General features: G+C 69.5%; 23 protein-coding genes. 19 read left to right on the top strand and 4 right to left on the bottom strand.

Annotated elements, in window-relative coordinates; translation table 11 throughout:
• The first annotated feature begins 2 nt into the window (after window positions 1–2).
• From QNI11_RS03080 to QNI11_RS03025, 12 genes are all read left to right on the top strand, one after another.
• On the top strand, window positions 3–449 hold the full coding sequence (locus tag QNI11_RS03080) for an SRPBCC family protein (RefSeq protein WP_100927914.1): 447 nt from the start codon (window positions 3–5) through the stop codon (window positions 447–449).
• The gene (locus QNI11_RS03075; protein ID WP_283982298.1) at window positions 446–1246 is read left to right on the top strand and encodes a xanthine dehydrogenase family protein subunit M; all 801 of its coding nucleotides are present in this window, start codon (window positions 446–448) and stop codon (window positions 1244–1246) included. The genes QNI11_RS03080 and QNI11_RS03075 overlap by 4 nt, the downstream gene beginning before the upstream one ends.
• Window positions 1246–1722 (top strand): (2Fe-2S)-binding protein, encoded by a 477-nt coding sequence (locus QNI11_RS03070; protein WP_283982297.1) that lies wholly within the window; start codon window positions 1246–1248, stop codon window positions 1720–1722. The genes QNI11_RS03075 and QNI11_RS03070 overlap by 1 nt, the downstream gene beginning before the upstream one ends.
• Window positions 1719–3425 (top strand): xanthine dehydrogenase family protein molybdopterin-binding subunit, encoded by a 1707-nt coding sequence (locus tag QNI11_RS03065; protein ID WP_283982296.1) that lies wholly within the window; start codon window positions 1719–1721, stop codon window positions 3423–3425. The genes QNI11_RS03070 and QNI11_RS03065 overlap by 4 nt, the downstream gene beginning before the upstream one ends.
• A complete protein-coding gene (locus tag QNI11_RS03060) occupies window positions 3425–4447 on the top strand; it encodes a xanthine dehydrogenase family protein molybdopterin-binding subunit (RefSeq protein ID WP_100927918.1) in 1023 nt (340 codons plus the stop codon). The genes QNI11_RS03065 and QNI11_RS03060 overlap by 1 nt, the downstream gene beginning before the upstream one ends.
• The gene (locus QNI11_RS03055) at window positions 4447–5328 is read left to right on the top strand and encodes a MoxR family ATPase (protein ID WP_283982295.1); all 882 of its coding nucleotides are present in this window, start codon (window positions 4447–4449) and stop codon (window positions 5326–5328) included. The genes QNI11_RS03060 and QNI11_RS03055 overlap by 1 nt, the downstream gene beginning before the upstream one ends.
• Window positions 5325–6422, top strand: coding sequence for a VWA domain-containing protein (locus tag QNI11_RS03050; protein ID WP_283982294.1), 1098 nt, complete (start codon window positions 5325–5327; stop codon window positions 6420–6422). Before QNI11_RS03055 ends, QNI11_RS03050 begins: the two co-directional genes overlap by 4 nt.
• Complete coding sequence (locus tag QNI11_RS03045; RefSeq protein ID WP_283982293.1) at window positions 6419–7303, top strand: amidohydrolase; 885 nt, start codon at window positions 6419–6421, stop codon at window positions 7301–7303. The genes QNI11_RS03050 and QNI11_RS03045 overlap by 4 nt, the downstream gene beginning before the upstream one ends.
• A gap of 28 nt (window positions 7304–7331) precedes the next feature.
• A complete protein-coding gene (locus QNI11_RS03040) occupies window positions 7332–8183 on the top strand; it encodes an N-acyl homoserine lactonase family protein (protein WP_100927922.1) in 852 nt (283 codons plus the stop codon).
• 21 nt (window positions 8184–8204) lie between these two features.
• Window positions 8205–9767, top strand: a complete 1563-nt coding sequence (locus QNI11_RS03035; protein WP_283982292.1) for an isochorismatase family protein — start codon at window positions 8205–8207, stop codon at window positions 9765–9767.
• Window positions 9768–10153: 386 nt separating this feature from the next.
• On the top strand, window positions 10154–11866 hold the full coding sequence (gene metG, locus QNI11_RS03030) for a methionine--tRNA ligase (protein WP_283982291.1): 1713 nt from the start codon (window positions 10154–10156) through the stop codon (window positions 11864–11866).
• An 11-nt stretch (window positions 11867–11877) separates the two neighbouring features.
• Window positions 11878–12477 (top strand): hypothetical protein, encoded by a 600-nt coding sequence (locus QNI11_RS03025; RefSeq protein WP_100927925.1) that lies wholly within the window; start codon window positions 11878–11880, stop codon window positions 12475–12477.
• Here QNI11_RS03025 and QNI11_RS03020 read toward each other — a convergent pair.
• Window positions 12456–12680, bottom strand: coding sequence for a hypothetical protein (locus tag QNI11_RS03020; protein ID WP_283982290.1), 225 nt, complete (start codon window positions 12678–12680; stop codon window positions 12456–12458). The two genes, QNI11_RS03025 and QNI11_RS03020, sit on opposite strands and share 22 nt — an antisense overlap.
• A 90-nt stretch (window positions 12681–12770) precedes the next feature.
• Between QNI11_RS03020 and QNI11_RS03015 the strand changes: the two genes are divergently transcribed.
• The 5 genes from QNI11_RS03015 (at window position 12771) to catB (ending at window position 17479) form a co-directional block, all read left to right on the top strand.
• Window positions 12771–13589, top strand: a complete 819-nt coding sequence (locus QNI11_RS03015) for a LysR family transcriptional regulator (RefSeq protein WP_283982289.1) — start codon at window positions 12771–12773, stop codon at window positions 13587–13589.
• A gap of 138 nt (window positions 13590–13727) precedes the next feature.
• Window positions 13728–15038 carry an MATE family efflux transporter gene (locus QNI11_RS03010; RefSeq protein WP_306418211.1) on the top strand — a complete coding sequence of 437 codons (1311 nt, stop codon included), beginning with the start codon at window positions 13728–13730 and terminating at the stop codon, window positions 15036–15038.
• Window positions 15039–15166: 128 nt separating this feature from the next.
• Window positions 15167–15526, top strand: coding sequence for a cytochrome c family protein (locus QNI11_RS03005; RefSeq protein ID WP_283982287.1), 360 nt, complete (start codon window positions 15167–15169; stop codon window positions 15524–15526).
• A gap of 105 nt (window positions 15527–15631) precedes the next feature.
• Complete coding sequence (gene truB / locus QNI11_RS03000) at window positions 15632–16549, top strand: tRNA pseudouridine(55) synthase TruB (RefSeq protein WP_283982286.1); 918 nt, start codon at window positions 15632–15634, stop codon at window positions 16547–16549.
• Between the two features lie 294 nt (window positions 16550–16843).
• Entirely contained in the window at window positions 16844–17479 is a 636-nt protein-coding gene (catB, locus tag QNI11_RS02995) for a type B chloramphenicol O-acetyltransferase (protein WP_283982285.1), read from the top strand.
• A gap of 437 nt (window positions 17480–17916) precedes the next feature.
• Here catB and QNI11_RS02990 read toward each other — a convergent pair whose 3' ends face one another.
• The 3 genes from QNI11_RS02990 to QNI11_RS02980 are packed head-to-tail and all read right to left on the bottom strand — an operon-like array spanning window position 17917 to window position 20234.
• A complete protein-coding gene (locus tag QNI11_RS02990) occupies window positions 17917–18738 on the bottom strand; it encodes an alpha/beta fold hydrolase (RefSeq protein WP_283982284.1) in 822 nt (273 codons plus the stop codon).
• Complete coding sequence (locus QNI11_RS02985; protein WP_283982283.1) at window positions 18738–19412, bottom strand: haloacid dehalogenase type II; 675 nt, start codon at window positions 19410–19412, stop codon at window positions 18738–18740. The genes QNI11_RS02990 and QNI11_RS02985 overlap by 1 nt, the downstream gene beginning before the upstream one ends.
• A gap of 3 nt (window positions 19413–19415) precedes the next feature.
• A complete protein-coding gene (locus tag QNI11_RS02980; protein ID WP_283982282.1) occupies window positions 19416–20234 on the bottom strand; it encodes an SDR family oxidoreductase in 819 nt (272 codons plus the stop codon).
• A gap of 212 nt (window positions 20235–20446) precedes the next feature.
• Between QNI11_RS02980 and QNI11_RS02975 the strand changes: the two genes are divergently transcribed.
• Window positions 20447–20875 (top strand): peptidylprolyl isomerase, encoded by a 429-nt coding sequence (locus tag QNI11_RS02975; protein WP_100927935.1) that lies wholly within the window; start codon window positions 20447–20449, stop codon window positions 20873–20875.
• A gap of 595 nt (window positions 20876–21470) precedes the next feature.
• Entirely contained in the window at window positions 21471–22256 is a 786-nt protein-coding gene (gene pcaD / locus QNI11_RS02970; RefSeq protein ID WP_283982281.1) for a 3-oxoadipate enol-lactonase, read from the top strand.
• Window positions 22257–22259: the final 3 nt, after the last annotated feature.

The following is a 22259-nucleotide window of genomic DNA, read 5'->3' as shown; positions in this document are numbered from 1 at the left end:
CCATGGTACACGTCGTCAAAAGCACCGTCCTCAACGCGCCGGTCGAAGCGGTCTGGGAGGTCCTGCGCGACTTCAACGGGCACGACGAATGGCATCCGGCGGTGGCCGACAGCGTGATCGACCGGGGATATCCTTCGGACAAGGTCGGCTGCGTGCGGCGCTTCCACCTCGCCGACGGATCGGAACTGCGCGAACAGCTCCTGACACTCTCGGACGCGGACATGGCCTTCAGCTACTGCCTCTTGGAAACGCCTGTGCCGCTGCTGAACTACGTGGCGCATGTCCGGCTGGCGCCGGTCACCGACCGCGACATGACCTTCTGGCACTGGGAAAGCCGCTTCGACACGCCCGCCGGGCGCGAGGCCGAGCTGAAGACCATGGTGGCCGAGAACATCTACCAGGGCGGCTTCGACGCGGTCCGGGACTTCATGGGACTGGAGGCAGCATGACGACGGTCGAAACCTACCGCACGATGGAGGAGGCCTCCCACGCCATGGGCGGCGACGCGGCCTACCTCGGCGGCGGCACGCTGGTCATGCGCGCCGTGAACGAGGGCACCGCCCCCGCCCGGCTGATCCGCGTCACGGATCCCGGGCTGACGCAGATCCGCGCATCCGGCGACCGCATCACCATAGGCGCGGGCGTGACCATGGCCGACGTGCTGGCCAGCCGCGACCTCGACTTCCTGCACCCCGTGGCCCGGCTGATCGGCGGCCCGCAGGTGCGCAACATGGCCACCGTTGCCGGCAACCTCTTTGCCGACCACCCCTACGGCGACTTCGCCACCGCCCTTCTCGCGCTCGATGCGCAGGTGACGGGCGCGGGGCAGTCCGGCGCCCGCCCGGTGGCCGAGGTGCTGCGCAACCGCGACCGCGCCGGGCTGATCGCCGCGGTGGAGGTCACCCGCCCCCGCGACCGCCGCGCCTTCGGCTTCCTGAAGGTCAGCCGCGTGAAGCCCAAGGGCGTCTCCGTCCTGTCCATCGCCGCGCACCTGCCGCGCGAAGGCGGACGCATCCGCAACGCCCGCGTGGTCTTCGGCGCCATGGGACCGGCCCCGCTGCGCTCCGCCGGGGCAGAGCGCGCGCTCGAAGGCCACGCCATCGACGCGCGCAGCATCGCCGATGCCGCAGCCGCCGCGACCGAGGGGCTGGAGCCGCCGACCGACCAGATCGCTTCCGGCTGGTACCGCCGCGAGGTCGCCGGCGTGCATCTCAAACGCCTCCTGACAGAGATGGAGCAGCGCTGATGGCCAGGACACCCGTCACCTTCACCCTGAACGGCATCTCCCGCTCGGCCTTTGCCGGAGAGGGCCAGAACCTTCTGGACTTCCTGCGCCGCGACGTGGGCGACATGACGCCCAAGTTCGGCTGCGGTCAGGGCACCTGCGGCGCCTGTACCGTGACGATAGACGGCAAGACGCAGCTTTCCTGCCTCGTGCTGGCCGAGGCCGTCGACGGGCGCGAGGTCAGGACCGCCGCGGGGCTGGCCGATGGCGTGACGCTCGACCCGCTGCAGCAGGCCTTCATGGACCATTTCGCGGCGCAATGCGGCTACTGCACGCCGGGAATGCTGGTCTCGGCCCGTGCGCTGCTGGACCGCAACCCGCGCCCCAGCCGCGACGAGGTGATCGAGGCCATCTCGGGCAACCTCTGCCGCTGCACCGGGTACGAACCGATCATCACCGCGATCCTCGCCGTCGCCGAAGGGAGGGCCCGGGCATGAAGGACATGACCACCAGCGGACCGATGGTCGAGTTCCGCAAGGACCTCTTTGCCGACGAACGGGACGACAACCTGAACGAAGTGGGCAAGCCCACCCGGCGGCAGGACATCGTGGGCCACGTCACCGGGCGCTCGCCGTTCTTCGACGACCACCGCTTCGACGGGCTCCTGCACATGCGCTGCGCCCGCTCGCCGCACCACCACGCCCGCATCCGGCGGATCGACACCTCGGCGGCCGAACGGATGCCCGGCGTCGTGCGCGTGCTGACCGGGCGCGACGTGCCTGTGAACCTCAACACCCTGCTGTCGCTCCTGGACTTCGGGCTGGACGACGAACCGATCCTCTCGGACAAGAAGGTCGCCTACATGGGCGAACCCGTGGCCGCCGTCATCGCCGCGACAGAGGCCGAGGCCCGCGCCGCCGCCGCCGCCATCCGCGTCGATTGGGAAGTCCTGCCCCACGTGCTCGACGTCGAGGAGGCGATCAAGCCCGGCGCGCCCGCCGTGCTCGACATCTACCCGGACAACAAGTTCGTCTATCACGGCAAGTACGACCACCAGAAGCTGCGCTACGGCGACGTCGAAACCGCGCTGAGGCAGGCCGATCACGTCATCGAGGGCCGCTACCAGATGTCGCCGATCGAGCAGGCGCCGATCGAGACCTGCGGCGCCATCGCCGCCCCCGAACAGAACGACCGCTACGTCTGCTACACCTCCACGCAGGCGCTGTTCTTCTCGCTGGGGACGGCGGCAAAGGTGCTGTCCATGCCCTCCTCGCGGCTGCACTTCATCGGCGGCACGGTGGGCGGCGGCTTTGGCGGCAAGGTGGATTCGATCCACGAACCGCTCGCCATCCTCGGCGCGATGATGACCGGGCGCCCGGTGAAATACGCCTGGGACCGGGCCGAAGAAATGCAGGTCGGCGCACCGCGCGGCGCCGAACGCTGGTACGTCACCGACGGCGTGATGAACGACGGCCGCATCGTGGCGCGCAAGTTCACCGGCTATTTCGACGCGGGCGCCTACACCCGGCTCAGCTCCTACGCGATCATCAAGGGCGTCGGCCACCTGCCCGGCCCCTACACGATCCCCAACGTCTCGGCCAACGTGTACTGCGTGTATACCAACCGCACACCGGCCACCGCCATGCGCGGCTTCGGCATCACCGGCGTCGATTTCGCCATCGAGGCGCATATGGACAAGGTGGCGGAGGCCGTGGGCATGAACCCCGTCGAGCTGCGCATCCTCAACGCCTACCGCGACGGAGACATGAAGGCGCACAGGCGGCTGGCCAAGAACTGCGCGCTGATCGAATGCGCGCAGGTGGTGGCGGAGAAGGCGGGCATCAACCTGTCGCCAGCGCTGAAGGCCGCCTCCTCGCTGAAGGACGGCGGCGGCGCGCGGGCGGAACTGCCGCGCCACACCGTCACCGACGAGGACGGCCGCGTGCAGGGCTTCGCCGCCACCAGCTATGCCCGCAAGGGGGGCGCGGACAGCGCGCCGCTGGCCCCGCCCACGCCCCGCGCGCCCGCCGCGCCGCCGCCCGCACGACCCTCGGCGCAGCAGCCGCAGACCTCGTCCTACACCCCGCCGCAACCGCCCTCGCAGCCCGCCACACCGGACCGGCCCGAAAGGCCCGCGCCAAAACCGTCCCGTTCGGGCGCGATGCGGTTCTCCTCCCTCTCCGGTTTCAGGAGGCGCTGATGACCGTCCACCGTGGCCGCGGCTTCGCGGCGATCAACTATCCCATCGGCATGAACCTCGGCGGCGACCCAAGCCAGGCGCTGGTGCATTCCAACCCCGACGGCAAGTTCACCGTCGCCCTCTCGGCCATCGACCTCGGGCAGGGGATGAAATCCGTCACCCGCCAGATCGCCGCCGAAACCCTGGGCGTCCCGGTCGAGGACGTCTATGTCGACACCGCGGACAGCGACACCGGCCCGCACGACATGGGCAGCTTTGCCAGCCGCGGGACGCACCGCATGGGCAACGCCGTGATCCGCGCCTCCGAAGAGGCCCGGCAGGTCATGCTGGAGGCCGCCGCCGAAGAGCTGGAGGTCGACGCGGGCGACCTCGTGACCGACGGCAAGGGCAACATCCACGTGAAGGGCGCGCCCTCGCGGTCGATCACCACCATGGCCGCCAGCCAGGCGGCACAGTTTAAGCAGGGCCGCACCATCGCCGGGCGCGGCATCTTCCTGATCCCGCTGTCCGAGGTCGACCCTGAAACCGGCGAAATGTCCCCCGTGACGACCTTTGCCCATGCCGCCATGCTGGTCACGGTGGAGGTCGACGACGAAACCGGCGAAGTCACCGTCACCGACATGCAGTCCGCCTACGAGGTGGGACGCGCGCTCAACCCCAAGCTGGTGGAACAGCAACTGCGCGGCGGCGCGTGGATGGGGATGAGCCACGCCGCATGGGAGACGACCGAACCCTACTACCCCACCCGCGACAACCGGCCCGAGGACTTCAACACCTACCTCATGCCGGGGCCGGGTGATCTGGCGCCGCATCACATCTCGATCCTCGAACGGCCGGCCGAGGACGGCCCCTACGGCGGCAAGGGCCCGGGCGAGATGTGCGCCAACCCGGTGCTGCCGGCGGTGGTCAACGCGGTCTACGACGCGGTGGGCGTGCGCATCGACGACCTGCCCGTGACCCCGGAAAAGGTGCTGCGCGGCATCCGCGCGCTCGGCGGCGCGAAACCCCGGCAGGCGCTCTGATGGTGGTGCGGCGCGCGATACAGGGCATCGACGGTCCCGAACCGCTGACGCAATTGCTGGGCGACGCCCAGTACATTGCCGACGACGGGCTCGCCACCGCCGCCTACCTGTCGCTCGCCCTCGGCAAGCCGCTGCTGCTGGAAGGCGCCCCCGGCGTCGGCAAGACCGAGGCGGCCAAGGCGCTGGCCTCCGTGCTCGGGCGCGAACTGGTGCGCCTGCAGTGCTACGAGGGCATCGACGCCGCCGCCTCCATGTACGAATGGAACTTCCCCCGGCAGATGCTGGCGATCCGGCAGGCGGGCGACGAGTACGTCAACCTCTACGACGACCGCTTCCTGATCGCGCGGCCGATCCTGCAGGCGCTGGAGGCCCCGCGCGACCGAGTCCTCCTGATCGACGAGATCGACCGCGCCGACCACGAGTTCGAGGCCTTCCTGCTGGAATTCCTGTCCGACTTCACCCTCTCGATCCCCGAACGCGGCACCGTCCGGGCAGAGGAGCCGCCGGTGGTGATCCTCACCTCCAACCGCACCCGCGAACTGCACGAGGCGCTCCGGCGGCGCTGCATCTACCACTGGATCGGCTATCCCTCGCCGGAGCTCGAGCAGCGCATCGTCATGATGCGCGCCTCCACCGTGGCGGAGGACACCGCGCGCCGCGTCGTGGCCGCCGTCAATGCGCTCCGGGCCGAACCGCTGGCCAAGCCGCCGGGCGTTGCCGAAACCGTGGAATGGGCCGAGGCCGCGACGCTCCTGAACCGGGGCGGCGGGCCGTGGCCCCGCGCCTTCGCACGCGCCATCGGGGTGGTGCTGAAGGATCAGGACGACCTCGACTACATCGCGCCCCGCATCGACGCCATCCTGTCGGAGAGCGCCGCATGACCCCGCGCGCGCTCGCCCCCTTCCTCGCCTTCCCGCAGGCGCTCCGGGCCGCCGGTTTCCCGGCCACGCCCGACCGGACAGAGACCTTCATCACCGCCGTGGGCCTCCTTGGTCCGCGCGACATGGCCGCCATCCGCCGCGCCGCCCACGCGGTCTATGGGCCGGGGCCTGACCGGCAACTGATGTTCGACACCGTCTTCGACCACGTCTTCCTCGGCCGCAGCCTCGCCGCGCCCGCCCCGGGCGACCCCGAAGACCTGCCGCGCAGCTACGACGCCGGCGACTTCGAGGAACTGCCCGTCCCCGACGAGGAAGACCCCTCCGGCGGAGAGGCCACCGCGGCGGAACGGCTCTTTGCCCGCGAACTGGCCGCCGGGGACGAGGACGCCCTGCTGCGCGCCTTCACCCGCGCGCTGCCGAACCGCCTGCCCCATCGCCGCGCGCGGCGCATGAGCAAGGGCAAGGGCCGCCACCCCGACCCGCGCCGCGCCTTCCGCCAGATGATGCGCCGCGACGGCGAGATCACCCGCCTGCCCACCCGCCGCCGCATCACCCGCCAGCGCCGCGTGCTGCTGCTGGTCGATGTCTCCGGCAGCATGAAGTCCAGCACCGAGGGCGCCCTGCGGCTGGCCCACGCCCTGCAACAGGGCGGCGAACGGGTCGAATGCTTCACCCTCGGCACAAGGCTGACCCGCGTGACCCGCGCGCTCCGCCACCGCAACCGCGAACAGGCTCTGACGCTGGCCTCCGGCCTCGTGGCGGACTGGGACGGCGGCACCCGGCTGGGCGAGGCGCTGCAGGTCTTCCTGTCGATCCCGCGCTTTGCCGCCCATGCCCGGGGCGCGCTGGTCATCCTGCTCTCGGACGGGCTGGAACGCGGCGGGCCGGAGGCGCTGACCGGCGCCATGGAACGGCTGAGCGCGCTGGCGTGGTCGGTGCTCTGGCTCTCTCCGCTGGCCGCCGACCCCGCCTACCGGCCACAGACGGAGGCGATGCGCGCCATCCATCCCCTGCTCGACCGGCTGGGCGCAGGCGACACACCCGCATCCATCGCCGCCGAGATCCTCGACTTCCGGAAAGGAGCGCGCGCATGACCATCGTCGATGCACATTTCCACGTCTGGCGGCAGGACGACCTGCCTTGGCTCAAGGGCCCCATGCAGCCGCGCATCTTCGGCCCCTACGAACCGATCCGCCGCGACTACCCGATGAGCGAATACCTCGACGACATCGCGGGCACCGGCGTCACCAAATCGGTCTACGTGCAGGCCAACTGGCCCACCGACCGGGCGGAGGACGAAGCCGCCTGGATCGAGAGCCTGATCGCCGAAACCGGCTGGCCCCACGGCCTCGTCGCCTATGCCGACATGGGCGCAGAGGACGTGCGCCCCGCCCTCGACCGGCTGGCCCGCTTCCCGCACCTGCGCGGCATCCGCCAGCAGTTCCACTGGCACCAGAACCCCACCTACCGCTTCGCGCCCCATGCCGACCTCTGCCGCGATGCGACCGTGCAGAAGAACGTCGCGCGGCTGGCAGACTACGGCCTCGTCTTCGACCTGCAGGTCTTCGACGACCAGATGGACGGCGCCTGCGCGCTTGCCCGCGCCTGCCCGGACGTGACCTTCGTCCTGCAGCACGCGGGCATGCTGGAAGATACCTCCGACACGGGCCGCGCAAAGTGGCGCACCGCGATGGAGGGTCTGGCCAAGTGTCCCAACGTGGTCTCCAAGCTCTCGGGCTTCGGCACCTTCCAGCACCGGCTCGACCCCGACCTCATCGCCTGGCTGACCACGGAAACCGTGGGGATGTTCGGCGCCGACCGCTGCCTCTGGGGATCGAACTTCCCCATCGAGAAGCTCTGGACCGACTACACCGCCCTGATCGAGGCGCACCGCCGCGCCGCGGGCGGGCTCAGCGCCGCCGAACAGCAGGCGATTTTCCATGACACGGCCACCCGGGTCTACCGGCTGGCGTGACGCAAGAGACGATAAACGGGAGGACACGATGGGGCTGGAAATCAAGATACTCGACTACGGGGACATCGAACTGGAATCGAGCTTCCTCGTGCTCGGCCGCGATTGCGGGCGCGTGCGGCGGGTGCCGGTCTACGGCTTCCTGATCCTCGGCGGGATGTACCCGATCGTGGTGGACACCGGCTACCGCGACAACGCGATCATGGAGACGCTGGGCATGCGCGGCCTCCAGTTCCACGAGAACATGATCGAGCGGCAGCTGGCCAACCACGGGGTCAAACCCGGCGACGTGCGCTACGTGCTGCACACCCATCTGCACATCGACCACGCGGGCAAGGACGACCATTTCCCGATGAACACCACCGTGGTCATCAACAGGCGCGAACTGGAATACTCCGTCTCCGGCCTGATGCACCCGCAGTACCCCAAGCCCGACATCATCCACCTCGTCGAACGGCTGCACCACCCGGGCGCGCTGAGGCTCGAGGATCTCGACATCTCCGGCCCGGTCGAACTGATCCCCGGCGTCTTCGTCGAGGCGGCGGGCGCCCATACCGAAGGGTCGATGAACGTGCATGTCGACACCGACGAGGGCCGCGCCACGATCTGCGGCGACGTGATCTACGACTTCAACGACCAGATCATCCAGCCCATGCGCACCTTCGGCCCCGAGGAATACCAGGTCACCGGCAACCACGGGAACACCAAGCGGCAGGAAAAGGGCGCGATCCGCAAGCTGATGTATTCCGGCGCGAAGTTCCTCCTGCCGATCCACGACAAACCGGCCAAGGTCGAACACGGGCGGGTCGTCGGGCGGATGGACATGTCGGTGCCCGGCCCCGTCAGCCAGACCGTGCCGCGCCGCGACTGGTTCCCCGCCTGATCCCGGCCAGAGGAGGACACCATGGCCCACGAAGCGCTCGACCCCGCCTTCCGCAAGCTGATCGACGAACACGCGCCGGTCCGGCAGCCCGGCTCGGGCTTCATCTTCACCGAAGGGCCGATCTGGCACCCGGTGGACCACTACCTGCTGTTCTCCGACATGCCGGGCGACGTGCGCCGCCGCATGGACCGCGCCGGCGTGCGCGAGGTCATGACCCCCTCCAACAAGGGCAATGGCATGACCTACGACGCGGACCTCAACCTGCTGGTCTGCGAACACAGCACCTCTTCCGTCGCGCGCTTCCGGCCCGACGGCACGCGAGAGGTGCTGGCCTCCCACTTCGAGGGGCGGGAACTGAATTCCCCCAACGACATCGTGGTGAAGTCCGACGGCTCCGTCTGGTTCACCGATCCGTGGTACGGCCGGATGCCCGGCTTCGGGGTGGAGCGTCCGCGCGATCTGGGCTGGCAGGGGGTCTTCCGCCTGCCGCCGAACCACCGCCCCGGCGACGACCCGCAGCTGGTGGTGGACCGCTACCTCTTCACCATGCCCAACGGGCTCTGCTTCTCGCCCGACGAGACGCGGCTTTACATCAACGACACCGAACAGGCGAACATACGCGTGTTCGACGTGGGGCCGGGCGGCACGCTGACCAACGGCCGCGTCTTCGCCAGCGGCATCCGCGACAGCCTGAAGGAGGGCGTGCCGGACGGCATGAAGTGCGATGCCTCCGGCAACGTCTGGGTGACGGCACCCGGCGGGCTCTGGGTCTACGAACCGGGCGGCAAGCTGATCGGCAAGGTCGCCATCCCCGAGAAACCCGCCAACCTGCACTGGGGCGGAGAGGACTGGCGCACGCTGTACGTCGCGGCCTCCACCAGCGTCTATGCCATCCCGGTCAAGGTCGGCCCGCGCAACGAACCCTTCATGCGGGCGCGGGGATCGTCCCGCCCCCCGGCCGCGCCCCAGGGGGATGACGCGCTCCGCCTCGACGCCTCGCGCTGTGCGCTGATCATCCAGGACATGCAGAACGACGTGGTGATCGAGGGCGGCGCCTTCGCCGCCTCCGGCAGCCCGCAGCACTGCCGCGACCAGAACGCCATCGCCAATATCGCCCGCCTCGCCGCGCGCTGCCGCGAGCTGGGCGTGCCGGTGATCCACGTGCATTTCCTCGTCCACCCCGGCGCGCCCGGCTTCACCCTGAACGCGCCGCTCTTCGAGGGGCTGCTGGACGAATCCGCCATGGTCCGGGGCACATGGGGCGCCCGCGCCGTGGACGGTCTGGAACCCCAGCCCGGCGATCACGTGGTGGAGAAGATGCGCATGAGCGCGTGGGAGGGCACCTCGCTCGAAACCGTGCTCAAGGCCGAGGGCCGCGACATCCTGATCGAGACCGGCGCCTGGACCAACATGTCGATCGAGCACACTGCCCGCACCGGCGCCGACAAGGGCTATGTCATGGTGATCCCTGAGGACGGCTGTTCCACCATGAACGCCGACTGGCACCGCGCCAGCATCGACTACGCGATGCAGAACGTGGCACTGGTGACGAAGATCGACGAGGTCATCGGCGCGCTGGCCTGACGGTCCGGGGCCGGCGGTCCGCATCGCCACCCCGGCCCCACGCACCGCCCGACAGACCGGGCGCCCCGATCCGCATGGCCCGCCCGAGGCGGACCTTCCACCGACATCCCGTCGGTCCCGGCCCCATGCGCCACCGGACCGGCCCGCCGCCCTCTGCCGCGTGCACCGCCCGAGGCAACCGACCCGCCCGCCGAAACCGCCCACACGCGTCCCGCCGAACAAACCCGAGCAACAGCCACACCGCCCGACATGCGCTCCGAAAGCCCGCGTCCCCGCCCGCGCGACGCCCCGTAGGGTGCAGATTCTGCACCCCCCGATGGGTGACCACTGGCCACTGCCCCGCCACTCCGCTAAACCCGCGCTGACGTTCGCGAAGGAAGACGCATATGGCCCGCCATCTCATCACATCTGCCATTCCGTACATCAACGGCATCAAGCACCTGGGCAACCTCGTCGGCTCCCAGCTGCCCGCCGACCTCTATGCCCGCTACCTGCGCGCCCGTGGCCACGAAGTGCTGTATCTCTGCGCCACCGACGAACACGGCACCCCCGCCGAACTCGCCGCCGCCAAGGCGGGCAAGCCCGTAGCCGAATACTGTGCCGAGATGCACGAGGTGCAGTCGAAGATCGCCGAGGGCTTCCGCCTCTCCTTCGACCATTTCGGCCGCTCCTCCTCCGACGCGAACAAGCGGCTCACCCAGCATTTCGCCAAGGTGCTAGACGAACAGGGCCTGATCCGCGAAGTCTCCGAAACCCAGATGTATTCGAAGGCCGACGGCCGCTTCCTGCCCGACCGCTACATCGAGGGCACCTGCCCGAACTGCGGCTTCGACAGCGCGCGCGGCGACCAGTGCGACAACTGCACCAAGCAGCTCGACCCCGTCGACCTGATCAACCCCCATTCCACCATCTCCGGCTCCACCGACCTCGAGATGCGCGAGACCAAGCACCTCTACCTCCGCCAGTCCGCCATGAAGGACGAGCTGGAGAAATGGATCGACACCCGCGAGGGCTGGCCGGTGCTGACCACCTCCATCGCCAAGAAATGGCTCAACGACGGCGACGGCCTGCAGGACCGCGGCATCACCCGCGACCTCGACTGGGGCGTGCCGGTGCAGCGCGGCGACGAGCCCTGGCCGGGCATGGAGGGCAAGGTCTTCTACGTCTGGTTCGACGCGCCCATCGAATACATCGCCTGCGGGCAGGAATGGGTCGACGCGGGCAAGGGGACGGACTGGGAACGCTGGTGGCGCACCGACAAGGGCGCGGACGACGTGCGCTACACGCAGTTCATGGGCAAGGACAACGTGCCCTTCCACACGCTCTCCTTCCCGGTCACGATCCTCGGTTCGGGCGAGCCTTGGAAGCTCGTCGATTACATCAAGTCCTTCAACTACCTGAACTATGACGGCGGACAGTTCTCCACCTCGCGCGGGCGCGGCGTCTTCATGGACCAGGCGCTGGAACTCCTGCCCGCCGACTACTGGCGCTGGTGGCTGCTGTCGCACGTGCCGGAAACCTCCGACGCCGAGTTCACCTGGGAATCCTTCCAGTCCGGCGTGAACAAGGACCTCGCCGACGTGCTGGGCAACTTCGCCTCCCGCGTGACGAAGTTCTGCCGCTCCAAGTTCTCCGAGGCGGTGCCCGCAGGCGGCACCCGCGGAGCGGCCGAGGAAAAGCTGGTCGCCGACATCACCGCGAAGGTGCGCGAGTACGAGACCCACATGGAGGCGATCGAGATCCGCAAGGCCGCCGCCGCCCTGCGCGCCGCCTGGGTGCTCGGCAACGAGTACCTGCAGGAGGTCGCGCCATGGACCACCTTCAAGACCGATCCCGAACAGGCGGCGATGCAGATCCGCCTCGCGCTGAACCTGATCCGCCTCTACGCGGTGATTTCCCGCCCCTTCATCCCCGACGCCTGCGCCGACCTGCTGGCCGCCATGCAGACCGACGACGACAGCTGGCCGGTCGACGTGCCCGCCGCCCTTGAAACGTTGCCCGAAGGTCACACATTCACCGTGCCGGACGTCACCTTCCGCAAGATCACCGATGCGGAACGCGAAGATTGGCAGCAGCGTTTCGCTGGAACGCGGGCGTGAGGGAGGACCAATTGATCGTCACCACCATCGAGGATGCGCTGAAGCTTCTGCTTGATTGGGTCGGTCGTCCCGACATCGCCATCCCTGAGCGGGACACGACACCCGGCCAGCTGCCGTGGCTGAAGCCCGTGACCGAGGTGTCGGATGCGCTCGGGCCGGATGTGTTCCATTCCGGGCTGCCGCTGCTCCTGACGCAGGACCGGATCTTCCGCCCCGAAGAGCTGCACGCCAGCAGCAACGGCTACATCACCTTCATCGTCGAGAGCCAGGGCGCCTACAGCCTCGGCTACCGCCCCGATTTCCCGGAACGCCTGTTCGTCTCGGGCGACTGGGTGACGGGGTCCGAGGAAACCGTTCCCCCGGGCTGGCGCCGCCTCCAGATGACGCCGGAGGATGCGCTCATCATGACGGTGCTGATCAACGGCTTCTTCGGCCTGTCGGGTCAGCTCCGCACGCGGGACGAGCCCGATTTCAACACGCTGCCGCCCGAAACCGACGTGCGCGTCTGGCATCACCCGGCCATGGGGGCGCACTGGCCCGGTTTCTGGACCGACAGCGCCAGCAGCATGCTGCACTTCGGCGGTTTCGGTCAGACCCTGATGCGCGCCTGACAGCCGGTTGCGATGGCGCCGCCGTCCTCCGGCAGACCCGCGCCCCGCAGCTTCCGACGCCCGAACAGCGCCACCCTGAACCGCAGCACCGCGCGCCTGCGCGCCCTGCGCCGGTGGCTTTGCACCCGCGCGGCAAAGCCCGCGGCCTCGGCACTGGCGGCTGCGTCCGGCACGATCCGGAGGATGGGAAAAGGATGGGACATATCTCACTCCTGAAAGCCTGATGCGATCTGCGCCCAGCCTCCCACGGCAATTTCCTTGAAAATACTGGCGATGCGCGCAAACTGACTTTCATGAATGAAAGTGCGCCCAGCCTCGACGATCTCGCGCTGTTCCTGCTCGTGGCGCAGCACGGCTCCCTCACCGCCGCCGCAAGGCTCTCGGGCACGCCGCTCCCCACGCTGTCCCGCCGCATGACCGCGCTCGAGGCACAGACCGGCCGTCCGCTCTTTCTGCGCGGCAGGGCGGGTTACGCGCTGACCGGCGAGGGCCGCGCGCTGGCGGCCGAGGTCGCCGACCTCTCCGCGCTCCGCCGCCGGGTCGACCGCTTCCTCGACAGCGACACCGGCCCGCGCCGGGTGCGCATCACCGCGGGCTTCTGGACCTCGCGCTTCCTCGCGCAGGCGCTGGCGCCCGACCCGCAAGGTCGCTGGGTGCCGGAGTTCCTGCCTTCGAACGCCGCCCTCGACCTCGCCCGCCGCGAGGCCGACATCGGCATCCGCAACCGCGCGCCCGATCACCCGTGGCTGGCGCGGCAACGGGCCCGGCCCATCCTCTACGCGGTCTACGGCCTGCCCGGCGCGCCGGACCGCTTCGTCACCCTGCCCGCCAGCGCCGACAAGCCGCCCTCCCAGCGCTGGGTCCACGACCACCATGCCGACCGCATCCTCACCACCGCCAGCGACAGCCGCCTCTGCCTCGACCTCGCGCTGAACGGTTTCGGGCGGATCGTGCTGCCCTGCTTTGCCGGAGACACCGAGCCGGGCCTCGCCCGCCTGTCGGAACCCATCGACGCCCTGACCCACGACGAATGGCTGGTCTCCCACCACGAGGCCCGCCACGATCCCCCGATCCGCGCCGCGCTCGACGCGCTCGCACAGGTGCTGTGCTGAGGGGCGCACGCCCCACGCGCAAACATTCTTGCCTTCGCATCCATTCGCGCCATCTGCGTCGCCATGGCAAACGGCAAGCGAAACCGCGATCTCACCTCCGGCCCCGTCTCCCGCGCTCTCTGGCGGGTCTCCGCGCCGATGAGCATCGGCATCCTCGGCACCCTCTCCGTGGGCATCGCCGACAGCGCCTTCCTTGCCCGCGCGGGCACCGATTCGCTGACCGCCATCGGTTTCGTCTACCCGGTGATCGTCGCGCTGACCTCGCTCAGCATCGGCATGGGCGCGGGCACCTCCGCCGTGGTCAGCCAGGCCTTCGGGCGCAACGGCGACGACGACGCCTATGCCGCGCGCCTCGCCCTCCACGCGCTGATCGTCGCGGCGCTGCTGGGCCTCGTCACCGCCACGGCCTTCTACCTCTCCGCCCCCGCGATCTTCTCCCTCATGGGCGCCACCGACGCCGTCCGGGACGAGGCGCTGTCCTTCGTGCCGTGGTGGTGCGCCTCCTTCCCCTTCATGGTCGCCGCCATGGGGCTGAACGCGGTGTTCCGCGCGGGCGGCGAAAGCCACATCTCCGCCACCGTCATGGTCGCGCAGGCGCTCCTCAACATCGCGCTCGACCCGCTGTTCATCTTCGGCGCGGCCTTCATCCCCGCCATGGGAACCGAGGGCGCGGGCATCGCCACCTTCCTCGCCCGCACGCTGGGCTGCCTCGGGCTGGTGATCTTCTCGCTCCGCAGCGGACGCCTGTCGATCAGCCGCACCTGCCTGAAAGGCCTCGGAGAAAGCATGCGCGACATCGCCCGGATCGGCGGCCCCGCCGCGCTCTCGAACGCCATCAACCCGCTGGGACTGTCGCTTGTCACCTCCGCCGCCGCGATGCTGGGCGATGCCGCCGTGGCGGGCTTCGGCGCCGCCACCCGCGTGCAGTCGCTGCTCTTCGTGCCGATGCTGGCGATGTCGGCGGGGATCGGCCCGGTCGTGGGGCAGGCCTGGGGCGCCGAGAAACACGACCGCGCCCGCGCCGCCACGCGGCTCACCTTCCTCGCCTGCACGGGCTACGGCGCGCTCTTGGCCGCCGTGCTGTCCGTCGCGGCGCCCACCCTCGCCCATCTGATGACCGACGGAGGCGAAGCCGCCGACCATGCCACCACCTACCTGCGCTGGGGCGCGACAGGCTTCTTCGGCTACGGCATCCTCGTGACCGCCAACGCCGCGATGAACGCGCGCGACCGGGCGCTCTGGTCCATGGGCCTCTCGGCCAGCCGCATCGCGCTGGTCTACGTGCCGCTCGCATGGCTCGGCGCCAGCGTGGCGGGCTTTGCGGGCATCGTCGGCGCCTTCGTGCTGTCGAACCTCTGGGCGGTGGCGGGCGCGCTCTGGCTCTGCAACCGCGCGGGCCTCCTGGACCTCTCCGGCCTGAAGGACACCCGCCTCTCCGGCACGACCTGACGGCCCGCCCTCACGGCCTGCCCGGACACACGGCGACCGGCGATCCCCCGCCGGACCCGCGACCGCGCGGGAACGCCACCACCCCCTCGACGGTTTGTCTTCCAACGATCCCCAGAGGAGACACCGACATGAAACCGCATATCGCCGCCACCGCCCTCTTCCTCAGCGCCGCCCCCGCCGCCGCGCAGGACAACGAGGCTACGCTGGCGTTCAACAACCATTGCCGGACGTGCCATTCCCTCGACGAGGGCGACAACCGCCTCGGCCCCAACCTGTACGGCATCGTCGGGCGCGAGGCCGGCAGCCTCGATGACTACGGCTATTCCGACGCCTTAGCCCGGGCCGATTTCGCATGGGACGCCGAAACCCTCGACGCCTTCATCGAGGACCCCGACGCCGTCGTCCCCGGCCACAACATGAAGCCCTTCTCCGGCATCGCCGAGGCAGAGACCCGCGCCACCATCGTCGAGGCGCTCTCCGACGGCTGACGCCCGCAGCGGACCACCTGCAAGACCACGGCCCGCGCGCGCCCCGCGATTGACAGGGCGCGGCGCGCTTGCTACCCGGCGCGCCTTACCGCGAAAGGGCAGCACATGGCACGCAAGCGCAAGGGCCGGGACATTTCCGGCTGGCTGATCGTCGACAAACCGGCGGGCATCACGTCCACCGCCGTCGTGAACAAGGTCCGCTGGGCGCTGGAAGCGAAGAAGGCGGGCCATGCCGGCACGCTCGACCCGGAGGCGACGGGCCTGCTGGCCGTGGCCTTGGGCGAGGCGACAAAGACCGTGCCCTACATCACCGACGCGACGAAGGCCTACGCCTTCACCATCCGGCTCGGGCAGGCGACCAACACCGACGACACCGAGGGCGAGGTCACAGCCGAAAGCGATTTCCGCCCTTCGGACGACGAGATCAAGGAGGCGCTGCACGGCTTCGTCGGAGAGATCATGCAGGTCCCGCCGCAGTTCTCGGCGGTGAAGATCGACGGTGAACGCGCCTACAAGCGCGCCCGCGACGGCGAGGAGATGGAGATCGCCGCCCGCCCCCTCTGGGTCGAGGAGCTGGTGCTGACCGACCGCCCCGACGCCGACACCGCCGTGCTGGAAATGACCTGCGGCAAGGGCGGCTATGTCCGCTCCATCGCGCGCGATCTGGGCCAGACGCTCGGCTGCCACGCCCACGTGCTGACGCTGCGCCGCCTCTGGTCCGGACCCTTCGACCTCGAAAACGCCGTGACGCTGGACCAGATCGACGCAGAGGCCCGCACCCCCGCCCTCGACGCCCGGCTCCTGCCGGTCGAGGCGGGGCTGGCCGACCTTCCCGAACTGAAAGCCACCGCCGAGGGCGCGACGCGCCTCAGGAACGGCAACTCGGGCATGGTCCTTGCGGCGGGCGGCATCGAATACGGCGACGAGGCCTGGGCCAGCCACGACGGCCGTCCGGTCGCCGTGGGCCGCTACAAGGCCGGCGAACTCCACCCCGTCCGCGTCTTCAACCTGCCCGACGCCTGACCCCCTGCCGAAAAGACTGCGCCGAAACGCCTGCGCGCGCGTCATCCCGGCGCGCGCGAGCGCCGCAAAACGACCTGCGCCCCCTTGCCAAAGCGCCATGCCGTCCGGCTTGCGTCCGGTCGCCGTTTCCGTATCCTTCGCACGAATTGGACAGGGACATTCGCCCGATGAAATCTGCGGACCGAACCATCTGAATCCGTCCCCGCGCTGAAGCCCGGGGAAATTGCGCGCCGCCCTCAGCGGCAGCGCTGGTTTTGCATGTGCGCACACATGCCGATCATTCAGAGGTCCCAGATGAAAAACCACTTCGAAAGCCCTTTCCGGGGCATCACGCTGGACAAGCAGGTCACCAACCCGAACATCCTTGTCGGACGGTTCAGCTATTATTCAGGCTACTATCACGGCCACAGCTTCGACGACTGCGCCCGCTACCTCCTGCCGGACGAGGGCGTCGACCGCCTTCTGATCGGCAGCTTCTGCTCCATCGGATCTGGCGCCGCCTTCATCATGGCGGGCAACCAGGGCCACAGGAACGACTGGGTCAGCACGTTTCCCTTCTACTGGATGTCAGACGTGCCGGCCTTTGCGGGCGCCGAAAACGGCTACCGTCCGGCCGGTGACACGGTCATCGGAAACGACGTCTGGATCGGCTCCGAAGCCATCGTCATGCCCGGCGTCAGGATCGGCGACGGCGCCGTGATCGGCACGCGCGCCGTGGTGACGCGGGATGTCGCGCCTTACGCCATCGTCGGCGGAAACCCGGCCCGGGAAATCCGCAAGAGGTTCGACGATGCACGCATCGCCCTCCTGCTCGAACTCCAATGGTGGGCATGGACGGAAGACCAGTTGCATCAGGCGATGCCCCTCCTCACCAGCGGCGACATCGAAGCTCTGCACGCCCACTGGAGCACGCATATCCGCAACCGCTAGACCGAAGCGCCCGCCATCGATCCGGTGGCGGGCGTCCAACCGTCCGCAATGCGCATGAAGCCCTCTCGCACTCGGCGCCCATACTCTGCGTGCACATCCCCATGTCATGCCAAGGGCAATGCCCCGGCGCCCGTCCCCTACGGGCCAGACCGGGCAAATCCGACCAGCCGAAAGCGAAGGGCCCGCCGAAACGAACAGCCCCGGCCCAACGCCACGCGCGCCCCCGCGCTCCGGTCGGGGCGGCGGGGTGGGCGGGTGGGCGACGGCCCGAGCGGGGCACGGGGGCGCGTCTCACGGGGCTCACACCCCTGGACAACGTCTGCGACGCCTCCCGCTGCCGGGTCCCGCCATGCGGCAGCTAAACCGGCGTCACGCGCCGCCGCCCACAGGCTATTCAGGCAGCCCGCGCATCCACCGGCGCTCATGCCCTTCCCGGATCAGCGCAGCATCCGGATCCAGCGGTGCAGCGCGTCCAGCGCCTCCGGTTCGTCGAGGAAGGGGATGTGCCCCCGCCCCTTCACCTCCACCGCGATCATGTCCGGGCGCCGCGCCTTCATCTCCTCGAAGGTCTCGCGCGACAGCAGGTCGGAGTTCTCGCCCCGCAGCGCACAAAGCGGCAACCCCTTGAAGGCGTCGAAGAACGGCCAGAGGTCGGCCACCGGCTGCGCCCCGCCGCCCAGCACCGCCTCGCGCAGGTTCGGGTCGTAGGTCAGGCAGAGCCCGTCCTCCTCCTGCACGAAGATCCGCTCCGCCTCCTCCAGCCAGCGGCTCTCCGGCACGCCGACGAAGCCGGTCATCAGCTCCGCCCGCCGCGCCGCGACCTCCGCCAGCGTCTTCTGCGGCGGCCTGCGCCCGAGATAGCCCTTGATGACCTCAAGCCCGGCATCCGCGATCTCCGGCCCGATGTCGTTCAGCGCCACGCCCATCAGCCGGTCCTTCACCGTCGCGGCCAGCCCCATGGCGATCAGCCCCCCGCGCGAGGTTCCCAGCACGGCGGCCTGCTTCAGCCCGAGGTGATCCAGCAGCTCGACCGTGTCGCGCCCCTCCACCGGGATCGTGTAGGTCGACCAGTCCGCCCATCCCGACTGCCCCCGCCCGCGATAGTCCGGGCGGATCAGCCGCACGCCCTCCAGATGCGGCGCCACGAAATCGAAATCCCGCCCGTCGCGCGTCAGCCCCGCAAGGCAGACCAGGGGCACACCCTCGCCCTCGTCGCGGTAGAAGATCTCCACCCCGTCGGACGTCGTGAAATTCGCCATCACACCCTCTCCGGTATCGTCGTCAGATCCTTCATCACATGGTCGGGCGAAGCCATCAGCCGGTCCATCGGCAAATCGCCGCGGTTCACCCAGACCGTCTCGAAGCCGTAGGCCGCCGCCCCCGCCGCGTCCCAGCCGTTCGACGACACGAACAGCACCTCGCCCGGCGCCACGCCAAAGGCCGTGCCCACCATGTCATAGACCGCGCGGGCGGGCTTGAAGACCCGGACCGCCTCCACCGACAGCACCTCGTCGAGGTAGAGCCCCACGCCCGAGGACTCCACCGCCCCCTCCAGCATGTCGCGGCTGCCGTTCGACAGGATCGCCGTCGCGACGCCCTTCGCCTTCAGCGCCGCCAGCATGAAGGGCACCTCGCGGTAGGCGGGCAGTTCCCAGTAGACCGCCAGCAGGCGCTCGCGCAGCTCCGGGTCGTCCAGCCCCGCGCGCTCCATCGCCCAGTCGAGCCCGTCCATCGTCAGGGTCCAGAACGGCACGTAATCGCCCGTCACGGCCCTCAGCCACGAATACTCGAGCTGCTTGCGCCGCCAGTCCTCCGCCACCTGTCCCCAGACCGCCGCCAGGGCCTCGCGCCCCGGTTCCTCGGCCACGACACGCGCCGCGGCGGCCACGTCAAAGAGCGTGCCGTAGGCGTCGAACACCACAACCTTCGCCATCCCTCAGCGCTCCAGCCAGGCCTTGAAGGCCGCGTCGTAATCGCCGTGCCAGCGCGACAGCGGCGGGCGGTTCTCCACGATGTCGCCCGCGGCCCAGAGGATGCGCTTCTCGTCCGTCGCCCGGTCCACGTCGTTGTCGGGGCAGAGGATGTAGAAATCGTCCCGGTCCAGCGCCGCCATCAGGAAATCCACAAGCTGCTCCGGCGTCCAGGCGCCGGCGGGCTTCTCCGTCCGGCCCTGCCGCGTCAGCCCGGTCCAGACGAAACCCGGGATCAGCAGCCGCGCCTCGACCTCACAGCCCTCGCGCCCGCGCAGATCGTGCTGCACGGCTTCGGCAAAGGCCTTCACCCCCGCCTTCGCGGCGTTGTAGGCCGGGTCGCCCGGCGGCGTGGTGATGCCCTGCTTCGACCCGGTCATGACGATCAGCCCCGGCGCGCCGCTGGCGATCATCGCAGGCGCCAGCACCTGCACCGTGTGCACCAACCCCATCAGGTTGACGTCGATCACCCGGTTCCATGTGCCGCGCTCGTCGAAGACGTCCGACCCGGGCTGGATCGCGGCGTTGGCGAACAGCGCGGAAACCGGGCCAAGCTCGCGCTCCACCCGCACCTTCAGCGCCTCCAGCGCCGCGCGGTCGGTCACGTCCACGGCCACGCCCAGCGCGCCGGTCTCCGCCGCCGCCCGCTCCAGCGCCGGGCCGGGCAGGTCGGCAATCGCCACCTTCATGCCCAGCGCCACCAGCCGCCCCACGATCTCCAGCCCGATGCCCGAGGCCCCGCCCGTCACCACCGCCACGTTGTCCTTCGCCAAGACCGGATGCATGGCAAAACTCCCTTTCTCCGCGGGTCCGGCAGGCGCGGCAAAGCGCCCCGAACCCGGCATTTCCGTCGCCCCGACAGTAGGGCGCACACCCGGTTCTGACCACCGGGTTTGCATCGCGGGCCATGAATCATTATCTTTAGGCATGAGCATGCGAGCCACCCGGGACGCCCCGGCCTCGCCAAACCCGTTTCCAAGACATCAGAGGTACACACATGACGCAGGTCAAAACCGGCGACACAGTTCAATTGCATTACACCGGAACGCTGGCGGACGGCGCCACCTTCGACAGCTCGCGCGGGCGCGATCCGCTGCAGTTCGAAGTGGGCTCCGGCCAGATCATCCCCGGCCTCGACAAGGCCCTGCCCGGCATGACCGTGGGCGAGCAGAAGAAGCTGACGATCCCGGCGGACGAAGCCTACGGCCAGCCCGATCCGAACGCGATGCAGGCCGTGCCGCGTTCCGAGATCCCGGCAGAGATCCCGCTCGATCTCGGCACCCAGCTGCAGGTCCAGACCCCGCAGGGTCAGGTCATGCCGGTGACGGTCGTCGAAGTGAACGAGGAACAGGTCACCCTCGACGCCAACCACCCGCTGGCCGGCAAGGACCTGACCTTCGACATCGAAGTCGTGGGCATCGCCTGAACGGCGGCCGCGGACGCCCCGTTCCGGCGGGGGTCCGGCCTCCAGTGCCCGAGACCACACTCACGGCCCCGCAGCCCCGCGCTGCGGGGCCGTCTTGTTTTCCCGCCCGCCAGCAGTACCCGCCAATCCCGGCCATCGCCCTGCCCCTGCCGGGCAGCGGCTTGGAGGGTGGGCCGCTGAAGCCCGCAGTGGCTTCAGTCGGGGCGCCCGGAAAGCTGCCCGCCGCACCATGACGCGACCGGCGCGCTCTCGCAGCAATGGCCTACGGCCCCGCCCGACCACCGGGCGTTCCAGGGTCGGCAAACCGCCCCGTCGCAGCCCGCTTTCCCGCCTTCCTTAACGCCCTTCGTGAACGGAAATTAACCAACCTTGCCAACCGGCCGGAAAGGCCCCCCGAACCGGCCGGTTCACCCCATAACATCCGGTTAACGCCGCTCCGGCCCGGCGTCGGCTTGTGGCCCGCACCCCGGCCAACCCCAAGATATGGCCAGCGCCGCGCCACCGGACGCTTCGTTAACCCGCCACAGGCCCCTGTCCGCAACACCTTCCGCAGGTCGGCAACCAAGGTTAAACAGGGGGCACACAGGAGGCCCCAATGCAGACAGTCCAGCTCGGCGACACCCGTATCCACTATGCCCTGACCGGCCCGGAGGACGGCACCCCCGTCGTCTTCGCCAACTCGCTCGGCACCGACTTCCGGCTCTGGGACGAGATCCTGCCGATGCTGCCCGGAAACCTGCGAATCCTGCGCTTCGACAAGCGCGGACACGGCCTCTCCGACACGCCCAAGGGCCCTTATTCCATGGGCGCGCTGATCACCGACACCGAACGCCTCATGGACCATCTCGGGCTGAAGGACACGATCTTCGTGGGCCTCTCCATCGGCGGCATGATCGCGCAGGGACTGGCCGCCAAGCGCCTCGATCTGGTGCGCGCCATGGTGCTCTCGAACACCGCCGCCAAGATCGGCACGCGCGACATGTGGGCCGAACGCATCGCCAATGTGGAAAAGGCCGGCCTCGCCGACATCGTCGACCCCACGATGGACCGCTGGTTCTCCAAACCCTTCCACCAGACCGAGGAATTCCCCGCCTGGCGCAACATGTTCCTGCGCACCCCGGCCGAGGGCTGGACCGGCTGCGCCGCCGCCATCTCCGGCACCGATTTCATCAGTTCCACCAGCGGGTTGCGCCTGCCGACGCTGGCCATCGCCGGGTCGGAGGACGGCTCCACCCCGCCCGATCTGGTGTTCGAAACCGCCGACCTGATCCCCGGCAGCCAGAAGCACCTGATCCGCAATGCGGGCCACCTGCCCTGCGTGGAACAGCCCGCGGAATACGCCCGCGTTCTCACCGATTTCCTGAAAGCCCAAGGCGCATGACCG

Source organism: Sagittula sp. MA-2 (genome assembly GCF_030126985.1).
Classification (GTDB): Bacteria; Pseudomonadota; Alphaproteobacteria; order Rhodobacterales; family Rhodobacteraceae; genus Sagittula.
Note: the sequence above shows the minus strand (reverse complement) of the source record. Positions and strands in the feature narration are given on the sequence as shown.